Genomic DNA, 20,142 nt, shown 5'->3' with positions numbered 1-20,142 from the left:
GGAATAAGTTCGGTTTACGGACTTATTCGTCTTAAAATCTAAAACTTACTAGGGTGGATTTCGTGGACGAGAAAACAACTAGAGCTCTGAATTCATGGCGGGATTGCCCGGCAAACCAACAGCCCAACTACCCAGACCAGGAACAGCTGCAAGAAAAATTGGCTGACCTGTGTACTCGTCCTCCTTTGGTGTTTGCGGGCGAGGTAGACGCTCTGAAAGAACTGCTCGGGCAAGCCAGCCGGGGCAAAGCTTTTGTACTTACCGGTGGGGACTGCGCGGAAACTTTCGCCGAATCAACCGCGAATCGAGTCCGGCTGAAAATCCAAACCATTTTGCAAATGGCGATCGTGCTCACCTACGGAGCATCCTTGCCGATCGTAAAAATGGGGAGAATGGCTGGTCAATACGCCAAACCTCGCTCTAGCGATACCGAAACCCGCGACGGAGTAACCCTGCCGTCCTACCGCGGGGATGCGGTTAACTCCTTTGAGTTCACCCCCGAGGCACGCACGCCAGACCCGGCACGCCTGCTAGATACCTATACGCGTTCGGGAACTACTCTGAACTTGATTAGGGCATTTACCCAAGGTGGTTATGCCGACCTGCATCGAGTTCATGAATGGAACCGGGGTTTTATCTCTAACCCAGCCTATAAACGCTTTGACGCGCTAGCCTCTGATATTGACCGAGCAATTTCTTTTATGGATGCCGCAGGTGTCAACGCCGATGAGCTGCGTACCGTAGATTTTTATAGTGCCCACGAATCTTTGCTTTTAGAATACGAACAAGCGATGACCCGGGTAGATTCGCGTACTGGCGAACTGTATGACACTTCAGCGCATTTCCTTTGGATCGGGGAGCGTACCCGCCAGATAGATGGGGCTCATGTGGAGCAACTATCGCAAGTCGCCAATCCGATCGGGGTAAAAATCGGCCCCAACGTCAGTGGAGATGATTTAGTGCGTCTGCAAGATAAACTCAATCCCAACGGTGAACCAGGGCGCCTTTCCTTTATCTCTCGCATGGGTTCGCACGAATTAGAGTCGGCATTACCCGCACTTTTAGAGGCACAAATGCGTGACGGACGTCCGGTTACCTGGATGTGTGATCCCATGCATGGCAACACTATTAGCTCCTCTTCTGGCTATAAAACTCGAAGTTTTGAACAGATTCTGCAAGAAGTAGCTAATTTCTTTACCGCACATCAAGAAGCGGGTACGATCCCGGGCGGAATCCACGTGGAGCTGACCGGAGATGACGTTACCGAAGTGATCGGAGGCAGCGAACACCTGACCGAGGATTCTTTGAAGAATCGCTACGAAACCCTGGTAGACCCCCGGCTTAATCACCAGCAATCGCTGGAACTGGCATTCCAAGTGGCAGAAATGCTACAAAAACGCCACGACACTTTAGGGAATCCCCTGCGCGCGCCGTTAGAGCCCTGGGGATACACGGTATAAGACCGCCGGGTTCGCGCCCGCACGTGTCTCCCAACCGCTTCCTCTCGCTAGGGCGTCCTCGGGCAAGGTCGGCTTAAACGTAGGTCAAAGTAACCGTGGAGCCGTGTTTTAGTTTGGTGCCCCCACCGGGGGATTGAGAATAAACCCGGTTGGGAGCAATCCCCAGCAACTGTTTTTGCACCTGTACCTGGAACCCGAGATCGGTTAATTTCTTTTTGGCTTGTCCCATATTAAGCGCGGTCACGTTAGGTACCTCAACCATTTCAGGTCCTTGTGAAACCCGGACTTTTACCTGGTCGCCATGGTACACGGTAGTTCCCGCTGCCGGTTCTTGCCCGATGATTTGCCCGCGCGGAACCGAATCCGAAAACTCGGTAGTTTTCTCCAGCTTCAATTTGAGGTCACTTAAGGTTTTCGTGACTTCTTCTTCGCTCTTGCCTGCGAAATCTGGGAGCGTGATCGGCTCTTTACCTTTGGAAACGATTACCTTCACCCCGCTATGGTGGCGGAGGCTGGTGCCTGTCTCCGGGGCGGTAGCAATGATTTTCCCTTTCTCTACTTCATCGGAATACTCTTCGCTACTTTCAGCGATCTTTAGCTTTGCCGCTTTGAGAAGCTTCCCCGCTTCAGCTCCCTCCTTGCCCGCAAGATCCGGCACCTTCACATATTCAATACCCCGAGAAATATACAGGTCTACCTGCGAATTCTTCTTGGCTTTTTGGCCGGCCTTAGGGTTGGTGCGCGTAGCCTTACCGGCAGCGACAGTGTCGGAATATTCCCGCTGGGTGTTCACTTTAAACTGGGCTTTTACCAGCACCTCCCGCGCTTGAACCGCGGTTTTGCCTGCCACGTTAGGCACCGCTACGCGCCCTCCCGGTCCCAAAGTGAAATACCAGCCAGCTAAGGCCGCGGCGATCACTAAAACCCCGGTGATAACTGCTGCTATCCAACGTTTCTTCTTACTCCGCCCAGTAGGATCCTTAGGGGTTGAGGGAGCTGGCGCGGTTTCGACCACGGTTAGTGATTCTTCCGGATCAGAGGGAGCCGGCGCGGAAGAAGTATCTGCGGGTGAGTCTAGGTGGGCAGGGCGAATCGGAGCCGCCGGAAGTTGCGGAGAAGCCACCGGCAAGACCGGTAGCCGGGCAGTGCCCCCTTTTCCTAGCGGGGTACGTTCAGTTTCTTGTTCTGAAGTCGCACTCGCGGGGCGCTCAGCGCGGCGCCCTTGCAACTCGGGGCTAAGACAATCTATAACCGCCTTAACCAGCTGCAGGGCAGCTCCCGCGTCAACAGGGCGATCCTTAGCGTTGCGCGCGGTCAGCGCCGCTATTAGATCATCAACTTCGCTAGGAATCCAAGTTACCGTCGCTGACAGCGGCGGTACGTCCTCGCTCACGTGTTGCCAGGCAGTCCGAATCGCAGTATCGCCTTGGAAGGGGGGCAGTCCGCTAATCAGTTCATAGGTCATGATTCCCACTGAATACACGTCGCAGCGGGCATCTGAAGTAGTTTCAGAGATAAGTTCTGGCGCCAGGTAGGTGACCGTTCCCATCACCGATCCGGTAGTGGTGCCGGTGGCTTGGTTAACCGCGTGGGCGAGCCCAAAATCTGCCACTTTTACCTGCCCGGAAGGAGTCAGCAGAATGTTCTCCGGTTTAATATCCCGATGAATAATCTGCATTTCGTGGGCTGCTTGCAGTGCCTGTAGCACTTGTTCTGTGATTTCTAGGGCGCGCCCTAGCGGTAAGGTGCCCTCTTTAGTTAGTAGTTGACGTAAGTTGGAGCCATTAATAAACTCCATCACCAGGTAGGGGCGGCGCCGCCAAGTTCCCTGATCAAAAATCTGCACAATCGCCGGATGCATGAGGCGAGCCGCCGACCTAGCTTCCGCTTCAAACCGTTCCACCAGGGAGGCAGTATTCGCTAAGTGCGGGTGCATCATTTTTAACGCCACATCTCGCCCTAAGCGTTCATCGTGAGCCCGGTAAACGCTAGCCATCCCGCCGGTATCAATAATTTTCACTATCCGATAGCGCCCATCGATCAGGCGTTTTAACATATGGTCTTCGTCTGTGCCGCTGTGGCTTATTTCCGGAATCTGGCTTGTGGTCTCGCCCTCTGCACGGGAGATAGACGAATCCTGTGGGGTCTCGCTAGCGTGAGAGCTGGCTTCCGGATCGTTTCTCATAAGGCAATCCTAGCGGGCAGCGACGCTTTTACCGGTAAGCGGCGCGGATAGGAGCCGGCTTGCCTTCTCGGATAGGCTAAGAGCATGGATACGATTAGTTTCGCGCAAGCCGCCGAGCGCCTGGGGGTAAAAGTTACCCGTGCGCACCGGCTCCTCAATGAGCATCGTTTGCTCGCCCTCCCGGATGAGCAAGGAAAATTGCAGGTGGTAGTGGAGTCGCTCCTGGAGACCCCCGAGGGGTGGACTCTCGTGGAACGTCTGCCAGGAACCATGCTCACTTTGTTAGACGGCGGCTTTACTGTTCAAGAGGCAACCGAGTGGGTCCTGGCGGCTCAACCCCTATTGGATGGGCAGCGTCCTATTGACCTATTGCGTGCCGGCAGCCACAGCAAAGTTAACGCGGTAGCTGCTATGCAGGCGATTTAGGCTCCTAGCTTTAGGACTCGCGTTCCACTAGGGCGCGTCCCAGACTTAGCAGAGCCTCTCGTCCCGCATCATCAAACTCGCCGCTAGCTACCAGGGCGTCACCTTTAGCGGCATAGTCGGCGATTAATTGGCGGTGCTGGTCCCTCACCCCTTGGTTATTTAGGGCGTCAGTTACTGCCAAGATCTGTTCTGCGGTGGCGGCGCGGTTACCGAAAACTTGATGTAAGTTCGCGCGCGCTTCCTCACCCAGGAGCTGCTCTGCTAGGGACCATAACACCGTCTTCTTACCTTCGGTTATGTCGCCACCTGCGGGTTTGCCTGTTCGGCTGGGATCGCCAAAAACGCCGAGTTCATCGTCACATAGTTGGAAAGCGATTCCCCAGTATTCCCCGATCGCGAAGAGTGTTTTTATTTGCTCTGGGCCAGCTCCTGCCAGGCGCGCTCCCAGAGTGAGCGGGTGCGCCACCGAGTAGCGTCCGGATTTGTGGCGAATAACCGTTAAAATCTGTTCGCGCGCATGGGCGGGGTCAAGCTCGTCGGTTTCTAGGCGCAAGTCGAGATACTGTCCGGCGGCAACCTCGCGGGTCATTTCCGTCCAGTTAGCGAAGAATGCGTCCGGATCTTTGCAGGTAGCAGCGGCTTCGAAAGCACACTGGTCAGCCACTGCCAGCAGGAGATCTCCTAATAGGATTGCCGCTAGCCGCCCATATTCTTGGTGGTCGCCTGGGCGTTGGGCAGCTAAATGCCTTTTCGTGAAACTGATATGGGCGGCATCTTTGCCGCGGCGCAAGACAGAGTTGTCAATAATGTCGTCATGGACGAGGGCGCTAGCCTGGTAGATTTCGAGGGCTACCCCCAGGTCGAGCACGGGTTTTGGTGGGGTAGCGGTGCTGGCTCTTATCGCTTTCCAGCCAGTGTAGGCTAGGCGCGCCCGGGTACGTTTTCCTCCCTCAAGAGCTGTCAGTCCTACCTCAAATAGCTCTGCTATTCCCGCCAGATCCTGCCAACGGGATACCCCGGCTTGCCACGCCTGCTGTAATAGTTCATCGATTTGAGTGGGAAACTCTTGAGCGCTGGGCATCGCTGGTTACTCTCTTTCCTTATCGGTTCTCCTCTAGCCGCGAAAAATCCTCTAGATTTGTGCTAGAAAGTGTGGTATTGAATTATAATTATTGAGCATTCTCTATGAAATCGTTTAGAAATCAGGAAAGGTCGCTGTGACTCCTCAACCTGCTCAATCTGAATCTAGCGCGAAAACTCCCTCGAAAGCTACTACCAAGGTTGCTACCGCCGGGAAATCTGCTGCCAAGAAGACCGCTAAAAGCACTGCTAAGAAAGCTACTACCGCGAAGAAGACCGCGGTAGCCAGTAAGACTACTGCTGCCAAGAAAGCGGCTACCAGCAAGGCTAGCGACGCCAAGAAGACGGCAGCGGCAAAAAAGACTACTTCCGCCAAGGCGCCCGCAAAGAAGGCTGCCGCCAGCAAGACTACTGCTGCCAAGAAAGCGGCTTCCACTAAGGCTAGTAGCGCCAAGACAGCTACTGCTACTAAAAAGACGGCAGCGCCAAAGACCGCTACCAAGAAGACTGCTGCCAAAAAGACTGCGGGCAGTAAAGCTAGTACGGCTAAGAAAGCTACTAAGAAAACTAGTGCCGCTAGCAAAACCAGTGCTACCAAACAGGCGGCTGCAGCCAAGAAGACCACGGCAGCGAAGAAAACTACCGCTAAGAAAAGCGCTGCGGCCAGTAAAACCACCGCGGCAAAGAAGACTAGCCCGAAGAAAACCACTACTCGGGGTAAAAAAGCTGAAGTCGAAGCACTAGAAGAAGAGCAAGAGCTGCTAGAGAATCCCGCCGAAGTCGACGAAGTTGACGAAGACGCGGTAGAGCCGGGTGATGAAGATTTAAACGATGAAGAAGAAATCGACCTCGAATCGGAGCTTGATGATGACGAGGACGATGAAGATGATGAAAAGCATGGTGAGGATCGTGAACCCGAAGAGGACGATGACGAGGACGAAGAGGAAGATGCTCCGGCCAACGCCATCGAAGGCTTAAATAAGGCAATTGCCCAGGCAAAAGCCAATGCCAAGGGGCAAAAGAAAGGCAATTCCTTCACGGTTTCTGATTCTGATGAAACCGATGAACCGGCGCAACGAGTCACGGTCGCGGGCGCTACGGCCGATCCGGTTAAGGACTACTTAAAACAGATCGGTAAGGTCGCGCTGCTAAACGCTGCCGAAGAGGTGGACTTGGCGCGGCGGATTGAGGCAGGGCTCTATGCCCAGCATCAGTTAGAAACGGAATCGGAAAATCTGACTTCTAAGATGCGCCGAGACTTGCACTCTTTGGCTATTGACGGTCAACATGCCAAGAATCACCTGTTAGAAGCCAACTTGCGGCTAGTGGTGTCGCTGGCGAAACGCTATACCGGCCGGGGAATGTTGTTCTTGGATCTGATTCAGGAAGGCAACCTGGGGTTGATTCGGGCAGTTGAAAAGTTCGATTACACCAAGGGTTATAAGTTCTCTACTTACGCCACCTGGTGGATTCGTCAGGCGATTACCCGCGCGATGGCCGATCAGGCGCGCACTATCCGGATTCCTGTCCACATGGTAGAGGTAATCAACAAGCTGGCACGGGTCCAGCGGCAGATGCTGCAGGATTTGGGGCGCGAACCTACTCCCGAAGAACTCGCTAAAGAGCTGGACATGACGCCGGAAAAAGTGGTGGAAGTCCAAAAGTATGGTCGAGAACCGATTTCATTGCATACTCCTCTGGGTGAGGACGGCGATAGCGAATTCGGGGATCTGATTGAAGACTCGGAGGCAGTAGTACCTGCCGATGCGGTCAGCTTCACCCTGTTGCAAGAACAGTTGCGCCGCGTCCTCGACACGCTTTCTGAGCGCGAAGCCGGGGTAGTGTCGATGCGTTTCGGTCTCGGCGATGGCCAGGCGAAAACCTTAGATGAGATCGGCAAAGTTTATGGGGTGACTCGTGAACGTATCCGCCAGATTGAATCCAAAACTATGTCGAAGTTGCGTCACCCCTCCCGTAGCCAGGTGCTCCGCGACTACCTGGATTAGGGTCGCTGCCACACTTTGAACTTTCCGCCGTCCTTGCTAAGCCAAGGACGGCGGTTTAGTTTTGCCAGACGCGAAAGGAAGCGCGGTGGGCGTGACTTCCTTAAGTGCGCAGTAGACAATGAAGACATGAGTGAGCAAACCTATGTTTTTGACGCGACTGATCGTTGCGATACCTGCGGAGCGCAGGCGTGGGTTCTTGCCCGCCTGGAGGCCGGCAATCTGTTTTTCTGCGCCCATCACGCCCATGCTCTAGTGCCGGCTTTGCGCGCTAGTGGTGCCGAAATCGTGGATAACACTTCGCAGCTGCATTTAGAGGAGGCCGAAAACGCGCCTCTGACTTCACTTTCTCGCGCCCGCTAGGGTGCGGATTTGCCAATGGAACGAAGAAAGAAAAATGCTTGGTATTTAGCCGGAGCTAAAATCGCAACTCTAAAATCTTAGATTATTCCCTGGCAGCTCTGCGGGGAGTCCCTCACAATCACTCGCCCTCGGAAAGCCACTTGCCACCCTAAAAGCGGCAACCCGTAAACTAGGGGGGTGGCTACTAATACGAAATCGGATTACACCGCCCGGCACCTGTCGGTACTAGAAGGACTGGACGCAGTTCGCAAGCGTCCCGGAATGTATATCGGATCCACCGATCACCGCGGGTTGATGCACTGCCTGTGGGAAATTATCGACAACTCAGTCGATGAAGCCCTCGAAGGCTACTGTGACCAGATCGAGGTCACGATCGGCGATGACCATTCGGTTTCAGTAGCAGACAATGGCCGCGGTATCCCCGTGGACGAAGTCCCCGGGGTGGGACTATCCGGGGTGGAGGTCGTCTACACCAAGCTGCACGCGGGCGGAAAGTTCGGCACCGGCTCCTATGGGGCAGCTGGCGGCCTACACGGGGTAGGCGCCTCGGTAGTTAACGCCCTTTCTGCCCGCCTAGATGTGCAGGTAGATCGAGGCGGGAAAACCTATCAAATGTCTTTCCTGCGTGGGGAACCCGGAGAGTTTGACGACAGCGAATCCCGCACCCCTACCTCGCCCTTTAAACCCTTTACCAAAGAATCCAAACTGAAAGTAGTAGGGAAAGCGCCCAAGAAAAAGACCGGAACCCGGGTGCGTTTTTGGGCAGATTTCCAGATCTTCCCCAAAACCGCGTCCACCGGATTCTCTTGGGAACACCTGTTAGAACGCGCCCGCCAAACCGCTTTCCTCGTGCCGGGACTAACTATTATTTGCCGCGATGAACGCCCGGAAGAGCCGTTAGCAGAATCTTTCAAAGCCGAGGGCGGAACCGAAGACTTCGTCGAATTCCTCGCCCCCGACCAGGCAATCGTAGACACCTGGTGTATCCGCGACCAGCGCACCTACAGCGAAACTGTGCAACAGTTAGACCAGACGACTGGGCATCTACGCCCGGTCGAAGTCGAACGCACCTGCGATATTGATATCGCGCTGCGTTGGGGTAACGGTTACGACACCGTGGAGCGCTCCTTCGTTAACATTGTGGCCACCCCCATGGGTGGCACCCACATAATGGGATTCGAAAATGCGCTGGTGCGCGTCCTGCGCAGCCAGATCGACAAAAATAAGAAATCGAAACGCCTAAAACTCACCCAAAAAGAAGCCAAGATCCGAATTGAGAAAGAGGACGTAATGGCGGGGCTGACCGCGGTGGTCACCGTGCGGCTGCCCGAACCCCAGTTCGAGGGGCAAACCAAGGAAGTCCTCGGTACTCCCCAGGTGCGCCAGGCGGTCTCCAGTGCAGTCACCCAGTGGCTGGAAAAAAAGTTTTCTTCCTCTAAGCGCGATGATAAACAGCAAGTATTTGCCCTGATGGAAAAGGTAGTGGGGGAGATGCGGGCGCGGGTAAGCGCGCGGCATCAAAAAGAGATTTCCCGGCGTAAAAATGCTCTGGAAACCTCCTCGCTGCCGGCAAAACTCGCGGATTGCCGTTCCAATAAAGTTGAGGACTGCGAACTATTTATCGTGGAGGGCGACTCGGCGCTAGGTACCGCCAAACAGGCACGCTCCGCGGATTTCCAAGCGCTACTGCCAATTCGCGGAAAAATTCTCAACACCCAAAAAGCTTCTACCTCCGATATGCTGTCTAACGCCGAATGTGCAGCGATTATTCAAGTGATCGGGGCCGGTTCGGGACGCAGCTTCGACTTGGACTCGGCAAGGTACGGCAAAATCATTATGATGACCGATGCTGATGTGGATGGCGCTCACATTCGTACTCTGCTGCTTACCCTGTTCTTCCGCTATATGCGCCCCCTAATCGCGGCTGGGCGGGTCTACGCGGCAGTGCCTCCCTTGCACCGGATCGAAATCCCAGCTCAAGGGCGGAAAAAGAAAGAAATTATCTATACCTATTCCGAGGACGAGCTGCATCAGCGCCTGCGCGCCCTCGCCAAGAGCGGACGCAAATATAAAGAACCCATCCAGCGCTATAAAGGCCTAGGCGAGATGGATGCTTCCCAGCTAGCGGAAACTACCATGCAGCGTGGTAAACGGATGCTGCGCCAAATAACTTTTGCCGATGAAGCCGCGCTGCAACAAGCTGAGAATATTTTCGAACTCCTCATGGGATCTACGGTGGCGCCGCGACGGGAGTTTATCGTGGCCGGTGCCGACGAACTAGCGGCAGAACAGATTGATGCGTAACAGTTTCGGTTTGCCGCTGGACCCCCGATAAGATAAAAACATGTCAACTCTGCGCGAAAGGCTAGGGAGCCTGCCAGCTGCCCCGGTACCCCCGGTGCACCTGGGGCTATATTGGCGACGCTCGCGTGAAACTGACTCTTGGAGAATCCGGGAACTGATTCACTTAACCGAACAGCACTCCCATCCGGCGCGCCCTACTTCCGAGGACGAGATCACCCGCCTAACCCAGGCACTAAGTCACCCGGAACTGCAAGACTGTCTGATTGGATTAGATTCCCGCGGCAACCTGGCGGCTTTCGGGTCAGTCACCCTGCAGCCAGATGAAAAAACCTATGCCCGCGCCGACCTATTCGCGGTCACTGCCGAGCATTGGCGAGGACGCGGAATCGGCAGAGCCTTACTTGCCTGGCAAGATGTGCGGGCTCGAGAATTGATGCTGGGATACTTTGGCGAAGACTATGAACGTCCCGCCCAAATCCGAAACGTGGTTGATGAACGCGCCGGAGACCGCCGGATGCTCTATGCTGCGGCCGGGTTCTCGGCGCAGCGTACGATTAAAGTGTTTTCTCACCAATTAGATCCTGCAACCCTGACTAAGCTGCCCGTAAAGTTCCCTATTAAGGACGTTCGGATAGTTTCTGCCCGTCGTCTTTCTCCTGATCAATGGGAAGAAGTAAAAGCCCTACATGTAGCGAATTCTGCCCGGCTTTATGCCGCGAAAGGAGATGCTTCCCGCTGGTGGGGGCGGGTAGTAGCGAACCTGGCGCCCGATCTATCTTTTGCGGCTATCTCGATGAGTTCCGGGCGGGTACTGGCCTATTGTCTGGTGGTTTACCGCAATCTTTGCCAAAGCAGCTGCCTAGAATCTGAGGGAGTATCCGAACAAATAATTCCGGCAGTAGCAGTTGACATTTTTGGTGATGATCGCCGGAATGCCGACAGTCACGGCGCCGATTTTGCGGTACTTAAACAGGTACTTTCTCAAGTGCTCTTAGCTTGCGCGGATTCGGGTTATAAACAAGTCTTTGCCGAGGATAACTATCCGAAACTTGGTGATCTGTCCCAGGTGTGTACCGCTTGTGATTTTCAGTTAGCTGGAGCCCGCATGATCTATACGGTGGAGCTGTAATGGAAATACCCGCATGGTCATTGCCGACAGGCAGCGGAAGCTTTTCCTGGCGCAAACTTGCTCCCGATAACGTGGCAGAAGTAGGAAGTCTGATTCACCGGATCGAAGAGTTCGACAATCCGCCCTTTCGAACCGCAATTTCTGAAGTAGAAGATTTTTTTGCGGCGCCCTCCAGCTGGCGCACTATCGGCGCCTTCGATCCGGAAAATAACCTGGTTGCCTATGCGCAGGTGCGTCCCCGGCTGCTGTTAAACGAAGTGGTTTGTGAGGGCGGGGTAGATCCGCGCTACCGCGGTCAAGGACTTGGACGCGCCTCCATTTCCTGGCAACGAGATCAGGCACGAGCCTTGTTAGACCATTCCCGTCCCGGACGCGCCCTATTTTATGTGGAAGATATCGCCCCGGAACTGTCGCATTTACTGGTAGATGCCGGTTATACGCAAACCGATTCCTTCGTGGATGTATCTCGGGATCTGTCCGGGCCGATTGAAATACCGAGCCTGGCTCACCCGTTCCAGATTGTCACCTGGGATAAAGAACTCGATGACCTGTTGCGGCAAGCTGTCAACCGGATTTTGGAAAAGCGGAAAGCCGGGGCGGGATACACTTCAGAGGATTGGACTACCCGCCGTGGAGCATTCACCCCGAATTGCTCTTTCGTGGCGCTAGATAAAAGCACTGATCGTTCCGAGATTGCTGGCTTCGTACTGTCCTCTATCTATCGGCAAGATTGGACCGCAGTAGGGAATCGTCAAGGCTATATTGATTTGTTAGGACTCCTTCCGGGGTGGGAAAACGAAGCGATTCTAAAATCGTTAATCGCGGCGGTGCTGACGGGCTTTAAAAAACAAGGATTCGCTACTGTTGGGGCACTACTGCCGGAGACCGCCGACCCCGCCACTCGGCATCTATTTTTAGAGGCCGGCTTTAAAGTTATCGGCACTTCCACCCAATACGCAATCGAGACTCCTGCCTCGAAGGATAGTGTCTAGCTCTAACCGCTAGCTTGCTATTTTTAGGATCGCAAAGTGGCTGAAAATAGCGCCTTAGCGCTACCCCAGGTAGTAGATTTGGCGTTTTAAGGCGCTACCAGAAGCGTCTCGCTTATCAGTTACTTCTGGCAGCGGCAGCGGGGACCCATCTTTGCTGAGGGCGCGCGGGGGAGTGGCGGTAATCGCCGCTAATGCCAAGCGGCTTTCACCCTTTAGGAAACGTTGACAGCGCACGCCCTGCCCGGCGCGTCCCTTTTGGGGGTACTGCAGCAAGGGGGTGACTTTGGCGCTTGTTTGTCCGCTTCCCGACCCGGAAGTAGCAATCCCCGCGACTGTTACCACCAGGGAAGACTCTAGAGCCTCAGCGCTGGCTAAAGCGGCGGCAACTACTTGATCGCCCTCGGAAAGTTTCATCCCGGAAATACCTTGGCCCGTGCGTCCCTGGGGACGTACTTTATTCGCGGGGGTACGCAGCAGTTGCGCTGCCGAAGATATCAGCACAAAGGCGCCATCGTCACTGCCACTGCCAGCGGCTACTACCTGATCACCGGATTCCAGCGTGATGATCGAATAAGAATCCTGAGTAGCCAGTACCTGGGGACGAATTCGTTTAATCACCCCACTGGAAGTGGCAGCCCACCAGGTAGGGCCGTCCTCATCGAGAGGAACCAGCCCCACTACTTCCTCGCCGTCCTCTAGGGGCAGCAGCCGTGAAATCGGAGGCGTACCGCGCAGGGAGGGCGCCGCTGCCGACCGTACCAAAGCGGGCACTTCCAAGGCAGTAAGTTTATATAAAGTACCGTGGGAGGTAATAGCTCCCACCTGGCCACGAGCCGTGGTAAGGGCAGTGGAAATAATGGTATCCCAAGGTTCGCGCCCTGCCTCAGCAGATAAAGCTTCATGCCCGGGGAAGCGTGCCACCAGGCCGCCTGCCCCTAAAACTACGGTTGCCGGCTCATCCGGGATCTCCAAGGGGGTGTCCTGATCGGCAGTTAACTGGGCAGCGCCCTCTTCTTCCAACAGCACTGTCCGCCGGGGATCAGAACGTTTTTGGGCTACTTCCCGCAGCTCGCTGGCCACCAGTTCTTGGCGTTTTTCCCGCGAAGCAATCAGGGCTTCCAATTCGGCAATTTCTGCGGTTAAGCGGTCACGCTCTGCCTCTAATTCCAGACGAGAAAACTTTGTTAACCTGCGTAGTTGCAGGGACAGGATGTGTTCGGCCTGCACTTCATCTAAGTCAAAAGCCTCCATTAATCGCGTTTTTGCCTGGGCGGAGTCCTCGGAGGCGCGAATAATCTGAATAACATCATCGATATCGAGGACTGCGATCAGCAAGCCACGTACCAAATGCAGCCGTTCTTGCCGTTTACGCAGACGATACTGGCTGCGGCGCATCACGATCTCCATGCGGTGATCTAGGAACACCTGCAGCATTTCTTTTAGACCCAGAGTGCGGGGCTGGCCATCGACCAGAGCCACCGCGTTAATCCCGAAAGAATCTTCCATGGGAGTGTGCTTGAACAGGGAAGCGCGCACTGCCTCCGGGTTAAACCCGGATTTCACCTCGATAACTAGGCGCAGATCATGTTCGCGGTCAGTTAAGTTAGTAACCGCGGAAATACCCTTTAACCGGCCTTTTTGCACCCCATCCTTGATTTTTTCAATCACTTTTTCCGGGCCGACCATATAGGGCAGCTCGGTGACCACAATCCCCATCTTCCGGGCGCTAACCCGCTCAATCGAGGTCTTGGCGCGAGTACGGAAAATGCCCCTTCCGGTCTCATAGGCTTGGCGAATGCCATCCAGCCCCACAATAATGCCCCCGCCTGGCAGATCGGGGCCGGGAATAAAACGCATTAAATCTTCGGTGCTAGCCTGCGGGTTCTCTAGCAGATGAATCGCGCCGGCCACGGTTTCCCCCAGGTTGTGGGGGGCGATATAGGTGGCCATACCCACGGCAATCCCGTTAGCCCCATTAACTAACAGATTCGGGAATGCTGCGGGCAATACTGCTGGTTGCAGGAACTGGTTATCGTAGTTGGGAACAAAATCTACGACATCCTCATCGAGATTAGACACCATATCTTGCGCGGTAGGTGCCATTCGAACTTCCGTATAGCGCGCCGCCGCCGGACCGTCATCTAGTGAACCGAAGTTCCCATGCCCATCCACCAGGGGCATCCGCAGGTTAAAGTCTTGTGCTAGGCGCACAATCGCGTCATAGATAGCGCTGTCACCGTGAGGGTGGAGCTTACCCATAACTTCGCCCACTACGCGCGAGCTTTTTACGTGCCCCTTATTAGGCCACAGCCCCATTTCGCTCATCATATAAACGATGCGCCGCTGCACCGGCTTCAAACCGTCCCGAGCATCGGGCAGGGCGCGTGCATAAATCACCGAATAGGCGTACTCCAAGAAGGAGGTGCGCATCTCCTCGGAAACATCAATATGAGTAATTTTTTCCGCTACCGGTTCGGGGGAGGAAGGCGCCGCTTTTTTCCGTGGCGGACGGGCAGTTACAGTTTTCGAGGGCGAGCTTGCCCGTTTTTCTTTCAGGTCTGGCTGGTCGAGGGCATCCGCTGCAGGCATGGCTGCAGAAAACAGATCAGGCTGACGGGGTTCATTCGACTTTTCGCTCACCCTAATATCAAAGCAAAAAACGAGGCACTAGTCAGATTCGGCTCGCGGATATGAGAAGATAAGAGGTATGGGTCACCGTGAGAAAACCACTACTGGAATGCGAATATGGGATATTTTACCCACGCTGTTCGGGGCGCTTAACTGGCGGGAAGAAACCAAGTTTTCGGCGGAGTTGCGGCCACTAATCGGGGAAAATAAACGCCGGTTATGCCTCGTAGTCATTGATGGCATGGGACAGCAGCTGCTCTTGTCGCGGCGCGGACATCTACCCTTTATGCGCCCGTATCTCACGCAGGCCTCAGACACCCTGGGGCAAGCGTTGCGAACCTGCGTCCCGTCCACTACGGTAGCTGCTCTCACCAGCCTCCATACCGGTCTTTCGCCTGCCCAAACCGGGATGCTGGGGTATCAGTGTTGGGATCCGGTTGCTAGACGGGTGTTGAATTTAATTACTTTTGAAGGCTACGGGCGACCGGCTCAATCCTGGTGTGACCAGCCGACTCATTTTACTTATGCCCGAAATAGCGGTCTAGAGTCCCTGGCGCTCGTCCCGCCTGACTTTGTGGGTTCTAAGCTTAGTGACATCACTTTGCGCGACGCGAACTTAAAGGTGTCCACGAAGCTTTCTGAGCGTTGCGCCCAGGCTGCTGCAGCTTTTAAACAGGGGACGGATTATGTATATCTTTACTGGTCACAACTTGATCATTGGGGGCATAATCTGGGGTGGTCTCATCCCCGCTGGTTACAAGAATTGGAGGCAATTGACCGGGCATTGTCGGAACTGCGTGCGCAGTTACCCCCTGACGTACTGTTGGCGATAACCGCAGATCACGGCATGGTTAATGTTACTGACGCTTCCACGGTTGATTTAGCCGAGTCAGAGCTAGCCTCCCAGGTGGCAGCGATCTCCGGGGAGCCGCGCGCCCTCCACGTTCACCTTAAAGAAAAATATCTAGGTCAGGACCCTGCCGGTAATCGCACCCGGAAGGCTCCTGATGCGTTGGTGCTGGTACAGTGGCAAAAACTACTTGCCGGACGCGGTCAGATAGTAGCTGACTACCGCCAGATTTACGGCGATATTAGCGAACCGGATCGTATCGGGGACTTCACCATTTTTGCGAAGGAAAACTATCAGTTTGTAGATTCTCGTTTTCATAGCCGGGGAGTTTTGCAAATGGTAGGAGTCCATGGCTCGCTTACCCCGGCGGAAATGGAAATCCCCCTAATTCTGGTTTAAACAGTAAGACCTGCAGCCTAGTAGGACGTATTCGAGTACTTACCGCGGCTTAGTACCAAAGACAATATCGTCCCAGCTGGGGATAGATTTACGGTGGGAACGTCGATGTTTACCTTTGGTTTTTGGGGTTTTTTCCCCGGAAGCCAGGATGGTTTTATCGTTTTCTTCAACGTTTTCCATTCCCGGCAGGACGAGAGCTTCCTGTCCGGGGTCAGCGCTGGGGGGAGGAGGGGCGGGGCGAGAAGGCTCCCCAGCTTCGTTCCTTGCCGAGCTTGCGGGGGCGCGTCTGGTTAAATCCAGGTTAAGAGCCTCCGCTTCGGAAAGATTGCCTACAAAAGTAGGTTCGCTACTATCCCACACCTGATCTAAGGGGCGTTTTTCTTGCGGAAGTTGCGCGGCGGGCTCCGCCTGGGGGATCGTTGATTTTTCCCTCAGTTGTTCGTCTTCTACGGGGCTGAAATCGCTTTGCGACTGCGCGGAAGCGGACACAGCGGGGTTTTCTTCCGCAGTAGGTGATCCCTGACGCTTGCCGGAAAGGGAAACTATCTCCGCCGGGGTGCTGGCCTGAGTATCACCAGGTTCGCCCTCTAAATCGGAAATCTCCTCTAGCTCGGTTTCTTCGGGGAGTTGTAGATCCGGGGAAATATCGCGTTTTCCGCGCGCGGCTGCCAGTGCTTCTAAGAGTGCCTCAGTACCGGTATCCGGTTTTTGTGGGGTTGTAGTCTCCGGGGAAGTTACGGGGAAAAACTCTTCAAAACTCGATACTTTTGAAGCCGGTTGGGGAGCCTCGGTTAACCAGGTTGCTTCTTGGTCAAGGGCGCTCACTGTGGAAGAACCAGGTTCCATATGCCAACGGGCAGTCAAATCACGGGCATCTTGGGTAAAAGTCAAAATGATTTCCCAAGGACCTTTTCCGCCGCGAACCGCATCCCAACGCAGCGAAGCTGCCGCCACCCCGCGCGCTGCGAGACGATCTACGACTAGCTCTCCTAACCGCGGAGAATCTGATTCCCCTCCTATCTGACAAGATTGCGCCTGATTCGCAATGTGGCGACGCTCGGCCAAAATCGGGGTAGCGTAACGTTGTACTTTCGCCAGGGGAAGCTCAAACTTGTCTGCGATCTCGTTAGCGGTACTGCCGGCGCGAACCAGGGATTGGATTTTACGCGGAGGAACTGTTTTCTTCGGGCTTTGGGGCACCGCCTCCAAGTTGGGACGCTCCGGGCGCAGCGTGTCGCGTAGCTCCTGGGTGATGGCCAAGGCGTAGCGGGTGCCTTCCTCATCGTTGAGAATCAGCTGATTACCATCTGGGTGCAATCCCAACAGCTCTAGGTCTTTCATATTCCTCCGTTCCCTTGCTTCGAGATTGCCACGTTCAGGGGCGTTTTTTGCCTATTCGGCGCGGTGTGTCTGTCGTATCTAGCATTTTAGGGCTTGAAGTGTTAATATCCCCGCGTCTATTGTTTACTTAACTGTAGACCTAAGCACCATCTTTAGAAGGGACGAACCGTGGCAACAGATTATGACGCCCCCCGTAAAAATGAAGAGGAAGTCGAGCAGGACTCCTTAGAAGAACTGAAGGCTCGCCGCGCAGAGGCCAGCGGTTCCTCTGAAGTCGATGAGGATGAAAACGCAGCTGCAGAAGATTTTGAGCTGCCTGGCGCTGATCTATCTGGCGAAGAACTCTCTGTGCAGGTAATTCCGGCGCAAGATGACGAGTTTACGTGCTCGGTATGCTTCCTAGTTCAGCACCGTTCCCGCCTGGCGGGGGCAGTTGACGGCCAACCGGTTTGCCTTGACTGCGCTGAATAAACTGGCGTTATGAGATTTTTTTCTTCTCGACGTAAACGTTTCGATCAAGACGAATCTTCGCCACTAGCGGCAGACATCCCGGCCTCCGAAAAGCCGGAGGAGTCCGCTAACACAGCAGAGTCTTCTGCAGGGCAATCGGCCTTGGCGCCAATTGATGAGGAAGTTTCACCTAACGCGCAAACCTCTAAGCGGCAAGGCCCTTACAATGAGGGCGAGTCGCCGGAGGGCAGCGAGTTTCTAGATATGGGGGTCTTACGGATCCCCATGATCGCGGGATTACAAGTTCTTCCCGTTCAAGATGCAAATGGCAATATCTTGGCTCTAGAGATAGTGTCGGGAACCGCTCAGATGCAGCTTGCCGCCTTCGCGATGCAACGTTCCGGGGGGCTGTGGGATGAGGTTCGCCAAGAGTTAGCTGACCAGCTCAAAGCGGAGGAATACCAGGTTTTTCCGCTCCCCGGTCCTTTCGGGGAAGCGGTGCTGGCGCGCCCCATCCCGGAAGGTAAATCAGCGGTTGAGGGAGCAATGCCCCTGCTCTTGTGGGGGATTGAAGGCGATCGCTGGCTGCTACGAGTCATCGTCAGGGGACAAGCTGCCGAGGAAGAATCCGCTCGTGAAGGCCTATTGGAAGTCCTAGGCGGCATGGAGGTAGTTCGCGGGAAAGAAGCCCACGTACCGGGAGAAGCATTACCGATCGAACTACCTGAAGAACTACTTGAGCAGTTGGGCGGGGGCGAGTAGTGGTTTCCGAAGAAACGAAACCTGCAGTTCCGGAAGGTTCGCAACCTCGGGTAGCCGCCCAAGTTTGTGAGGTCGCTGAGCGACAAAAAGCCTCACTGTTTGGGGTATTGCGTTCGGTTACTTTTCCTGCTCCCACCGGAGCTGGTTCCTTTACCGCAACCCTTTTTGACGGTACCGGGTCAATAGATGTGGTGTGGCTAGGGCGGAAAAGTGTTCCCGGGATTAAAGCTGGGATTCGTTTAGCGGTGCAAGGGATGGTTATTGCTCGCTCCAGCGGACTTTGTGTTATCAACCCTACTTTTCAGATTGAGCCGGTTCGCGCTAATGAACAGTAGTTTAGAGTCCAATAATGCCCGTGGAGACCAGCCAGAATCACCCCATTTGTCACCGGATGCTGACCCGCGGGGACAATCCTCACTTTCAGGACAGTTAGGTGGTTTGGGATCCCAGTTAGGATCGCAGCAGTTTTCGATGCGGGAAGCCATCGGCGGGCCTTTGGGGGCTTTGGAAGCTACCTTACCCACCATTTTGGTAGTGGCGATCTATCCTTTTACTAATTCTCTGCGCCTGCCGGTTATCTTGGCGCTGACAGTGACCGTTATCTTCGGAGCGATCCGTATCTTTCGCCACCAAAGTTTGCGCCAGGTGCTAGCCGGCCTTGCCGGCACGCTAATCAGTGTATTTTGGGCCTGGCGTAGCGGTCAGGTGGAGAATTTTTTTGCCTTTGGTTTTTGGATAAACGGGGTTTACTCCGTGATCCTGCTGGCCACTATCCTGGCTCGCCGACCTGCCATCGGCTGGCTGGTAGCTGGGACTGTCGGCAAATTGGATAGCTGGCTCCGTCCGCCATTCCGCAAGTTTTATGAGCTTTCCCGACTTTGCACTTGGCTCTGGATAGGGCTTTTCACCTTGCGATTAGCGGTGGAACTACCCCTGTACTACGCAAATCAGTTGGTTCCCCTGGGGGCAGCGCGACTCATCTTAGGGTTGCCCGCATTTGCCCTGGTAGGTTATTTTAACTGGGCTCTACTGCGAGCAGAAACCTCCCGCCTACGTGGCAATGACCGCTAGTCTTCTTGCGCCGGATCAGCTACCTCTTCAGGCGGGGGTGCAAACAGGGCAGTTATTTGCTCTAAATCCTCTTCGGCTTTGGAACTAAATAGCATCAAGAGTTCATCGAGTCCTTGCAGCAAAGTATCAGGGCGGGGAGCAAGCGGACGCGAATCACGTAAAACTGCTGCTAACACCACCGAAGGAGGCAGGTCGAGGGCGGACAGGGGCTGCCCGGTTAAGTCAGAATCTTCGGGAACGGTTAGCGAATACATGTTGGTGTCAGAAGTGTGGAAGCGGAACAGATGTACCGGAATGCCCACAGACACTACTTCTTCTACTAAGGAAGTCATCACGCGCGGGGTAGAAACGGCCACGTCTACTCCCCAAGCATCATCGAAGAGCCACTCGTTTTTGGGATTATTGACCCGCGCTACTGTCTTAGGTACCCCGAACTCGGTTTTTGCCAATAGGCAAACCACCAGATTCACTTTGTCGTTCCCGGTAGCACAAACTACTACGTCGGCCTCGCTGATCTCGGCTTTAGAAAGCGTATCTAGGGAGCAGGCGTCCCCTAATACCCAGTCTGCCTGCGGAATCGATGCTACTTCCATGCGGGATGGATGATTATCGATCAAGGTAACTTCATAACCATTAGCTACCAGTTCTCGGGCAATAGAGCGTCCTACCGAGCCGGCTCCGGCAATCACTATTCGCATA

General features: G+C 54.7%; 17 protein-coding genes. 12 read left to right on the top strand and 5 right to left on the bottom strand.

The genetic code is table 11. The annotated features are described in order from the left end of the window. The first annotated feature begins 62 nt into the window (after nucleotides 1-62). On the top strand, nucleotides 63-1,460 hold the full coding sequence (locus tag L0M99_RS03085; protein WP_238127712.1) for a class II 3-deoxy-7-phosphoheptulonate synthase: 1,398 nt from the start codon (nucleotides 63-65) through the stop codon (nucleotides 1,458-1,460). Between the two features lie 73 nt (nucleotides 1,461-1,533). On the opposite strand, the gene pknB is transcribed toward L0M99_RS03085, so the two are convergent. Continuing rightward, entirely contained in the window at nucleotides 1,534-3,645 is a 2,112-nt protein-coding gene (gene pknB / locus L0M99_RS03080) for a Stk1 family PASTA domain-containing Ser/Thr kinase (RefSeq protein WP_238127711.1), read from the bottom strand. Between the two features lie 84 nt (nucleotides 3,646-3,729). Between pknB and L0M99_RS03075 the strand changes: the two genes are divergently transcribed. Then, on the top strand, nucleotides 3,730-4,071 hold the full coding sequence (locus L0M99_RS03075; RefSeq protein WP_024059139.1) for an Rv2175c family DNA-binding protein: 342 nt from the start codon (nucleotides 3,730-3,732) through the stop codon (nucleotides 4,069-4,071). A gap of 10 nt (nucleotides 4,072-4,081) precedes the next feature. On the opposite strand, the gene L0M99_RS03070 is transcribed toward L0M99_RS03075, so the two are convergent. Further along, nucleotides 4,082-5,152 (bottom strand): polyprenyl synthetase family protein, encoded by a 1,071-nt coding sequence (locus L0M99_RS03070; RefSeq protein ID WP_238127710.1) that lies wholly within the window; start codon nucleotides 5,150-5,152, stop codon nucleotides 4,082-4,084. A 136-nt stretch (nucleotides 5,153-5,288) separates the two neighbouring features. Here L0M99_RS03070 and L0M99_RS03065 point away from each other — a divergent pair, with 136 nt between their 5' ends. The 5 genes from L0M99_RS03065 to L0M99_RS03045 all read left to right on the top strand — a co-directional run bounded on the left by L0M99_RS03065 (nucleotide 5,289) and on the right by L0M99_RS03045 (nucleotide 11,942). Beyond that, a complete protein-coding gene (locus L0M99_RS03065) occupies nucleotides 5,289-7,157 on the top strand; it encodes an RNA polymerase sigma factor (protein ID WP_238127709.1) in 1,869 nt (622 codons plus the stop codon). 126 nt (nucleotides 7,158-7,283) lie between these two features. Then, complete coding sequence (locus L0M99_RS03060; protein ID WP_022864010.1) at nucleotides 7,284-7,517, top strand: DUF7455 domain-containing protein; 234 nt, start codon at nucleotides 7,284-7,286, stop codon at nucleotides 7,515-7,517. Nucleotides 7,518-7,694: 177 nt separating this feature from the next. After that, a complete protein-coding gene (locus tag L0M99_RS03055; protein WP_238127708.1) occupies nucleotides 7,695-9,821 on the top strand; it encodes a DNA gyrase/topoisomerase IV subunit B in 2,127 nt (708 codons plus the stop codon). A gap of 40 nt (nucleotides 9,822-9,861) precedes the next feature. Next, nucleotides 9,862-10,950: a GNAT family N-acetyltransferase gene (locus L0M99_RS03050; protein ID WP_238127707.1), complete on the top strand. Its 1,089-nt coding sequence runs from the start codon at nucleotides 9,862-9,864 to the stop codon at nucleotides 10,948-10,950. Next, nucleotides 10,950-11,942 (top strand): hypothetical protein, encoded by a 993-nt coding sequence (locus L0M99_RS03045; protein ID WP_238127706.1) that lies wholly within the window; start codon nucleotides 10,950-10,952, stop codon nucleotides 11,940-11,942. The genes L0M99_RS03050 and L0M99_RS03045 overlap by 1 nt, the downstream gene beginning before the upstream one ends. 60 nt (nucleotides 11,943-12,002) lie before the next feature. On the opposite strand, the gene L0M99_RS03040 is transcribed toward L0M99_RS03045, so the two are convergent. Further along, a complete protein-coding gene (locus tag L0M99_RS03040) occupies nucleotides 12,003-14,372 on the bottom strand; it encodes a DNA gyrase/topoisomerase IV subunit A (protein ID WP_238127721.1) in 2,370 nt (789 codons plus the stop codon). 277 nt (nucleotides 14,373-14,649) lie between these two features. Here L0M99_RS03040 and L0M99_RS03035 point away from each other — a divergent pair, with 277 nt between their 5' ends. After that, nucleotides 14,650-15,819, top strand: a complete 1,170-nt coding sequence (locus tag L0M99_RS03035; RefSeq protein ID WP_238127705.1) for an alkaline phosphatase family protein — start codon at nucleotides 14,650-14,652, stop codon at nucleotides 15,817-15,819. A 39-nt stretch (nucleotides 15,820-15,858) separates the two neighbouring features. On the opposite strand, the gene sepH is transcribed toward L0M99_RS03035, so the two are convergent. Next, nucleotides 15,859-17,160, bottom strand: a complete 1,302-nt coding sequence (sepH, locus tag L0M99_RS03030; protein ID WP_238127704.1) for a septation protein SepH — start codon at nucleotides 17,158-17,160, stop codon at nucleotides 15,859-15,861. A 168-nt stretch (nucleotides 17,161-17,328) separates the two neighbouring features. Here sepH and L0M99_RS03025 point away from each other — a divergent pair, with 168 nt between their 5' ends. The 4 genes from L0M99_RS03025 to L0M99_RS03010 are packed head-to-tail and all read left to right on the top strand — an operon-like array spanning nucleotide 17,329 to nucleotide 19,443. Then, a complete protein-coding gene (locus L0M99_RS03025) occupies nucleotides 17,329-17,631 on the top strand; it encodes a DUF4193 domain-containing protein (RefSeq protein WP_024059129.1) in 303 nt (100 codons plus the stop codon). Nucleotides 17,632-17,640: 9 nt separating this feature from the next. Continuing rightward, a complete protein-coding gene (locus L0M99_RS03020; protein WP_238127703.1) occupies nucleotides 17,641-18,372 on the top strand; it encodes a DUF3710 domain-containing protein in 732 nt (243 codons plus the stop codon). Further along, the gene (locus tag L0M99_RS03015; RefSeq protein ID WP_238127702.1) at nucleotides 18,372-18,707 is read left to right on the top strand and encodes a hypothetical protein; all 336 of its coding nucleotides are present in this window, start codon (nucleotides 18,372-18,374) and stop codon (nucleotides 18,705-18,707) included. Before L0M99_RS03020 ends, L0M99_RS03015 begins: the two co-directional genes overlap by 1 nt. Then, nucleotides 18,697-19,443 carry a DUF3159 domain-containing protein gene (locus L0M99_RS03010; protein WP_238127701.1) on the top strand — a complete coding sequence of 249 codons (747 nt, stop codon included), beginning with the start codon at nucleotides 18,697-18,699 and terminating at the stop codon, nucleotides 19,441-19,443. The genes L0M99_RS03015 and L0M99_RS03010 overlap by 11 nt, the downstream gene beginning before the upstream one ends. Here L0M99_RS03010 and L0M99_RS03005 read toward each other — a convergent pair. Continuing rightward, the gene (locus L0M99_RS03005) at nucleotides 19,440-20,141 is read right to left on the bottom strand and encodes a potassium channel family protein (protein ID WP_238127700.1); all 702 of its coding nucleotides are present in this window, start codon (nucleotides 20,139-20,141) and stop codon (nucleotides 19,440-19,442) included. The two genes, L0M99_RS03010 and L0M99_RS03005, sit on opposite strands and share 4 nt — an antisense overlap. Between the last annotated feature and the right edge of the window lies 1 nt (nucleotide 20,142).

This window comes from Varibaculum cambriense (genome assembly GCF_022133705.1).
GTDB lineage: Bacteria > Actinomycetota > Actinomycetes > Actinomycetales > Actinomycetaceae > Varibaculum > Varibaculum cambriense_A.
This window is presented reverse-complemented; position numbering and strand designations above follow the sequence as displayed.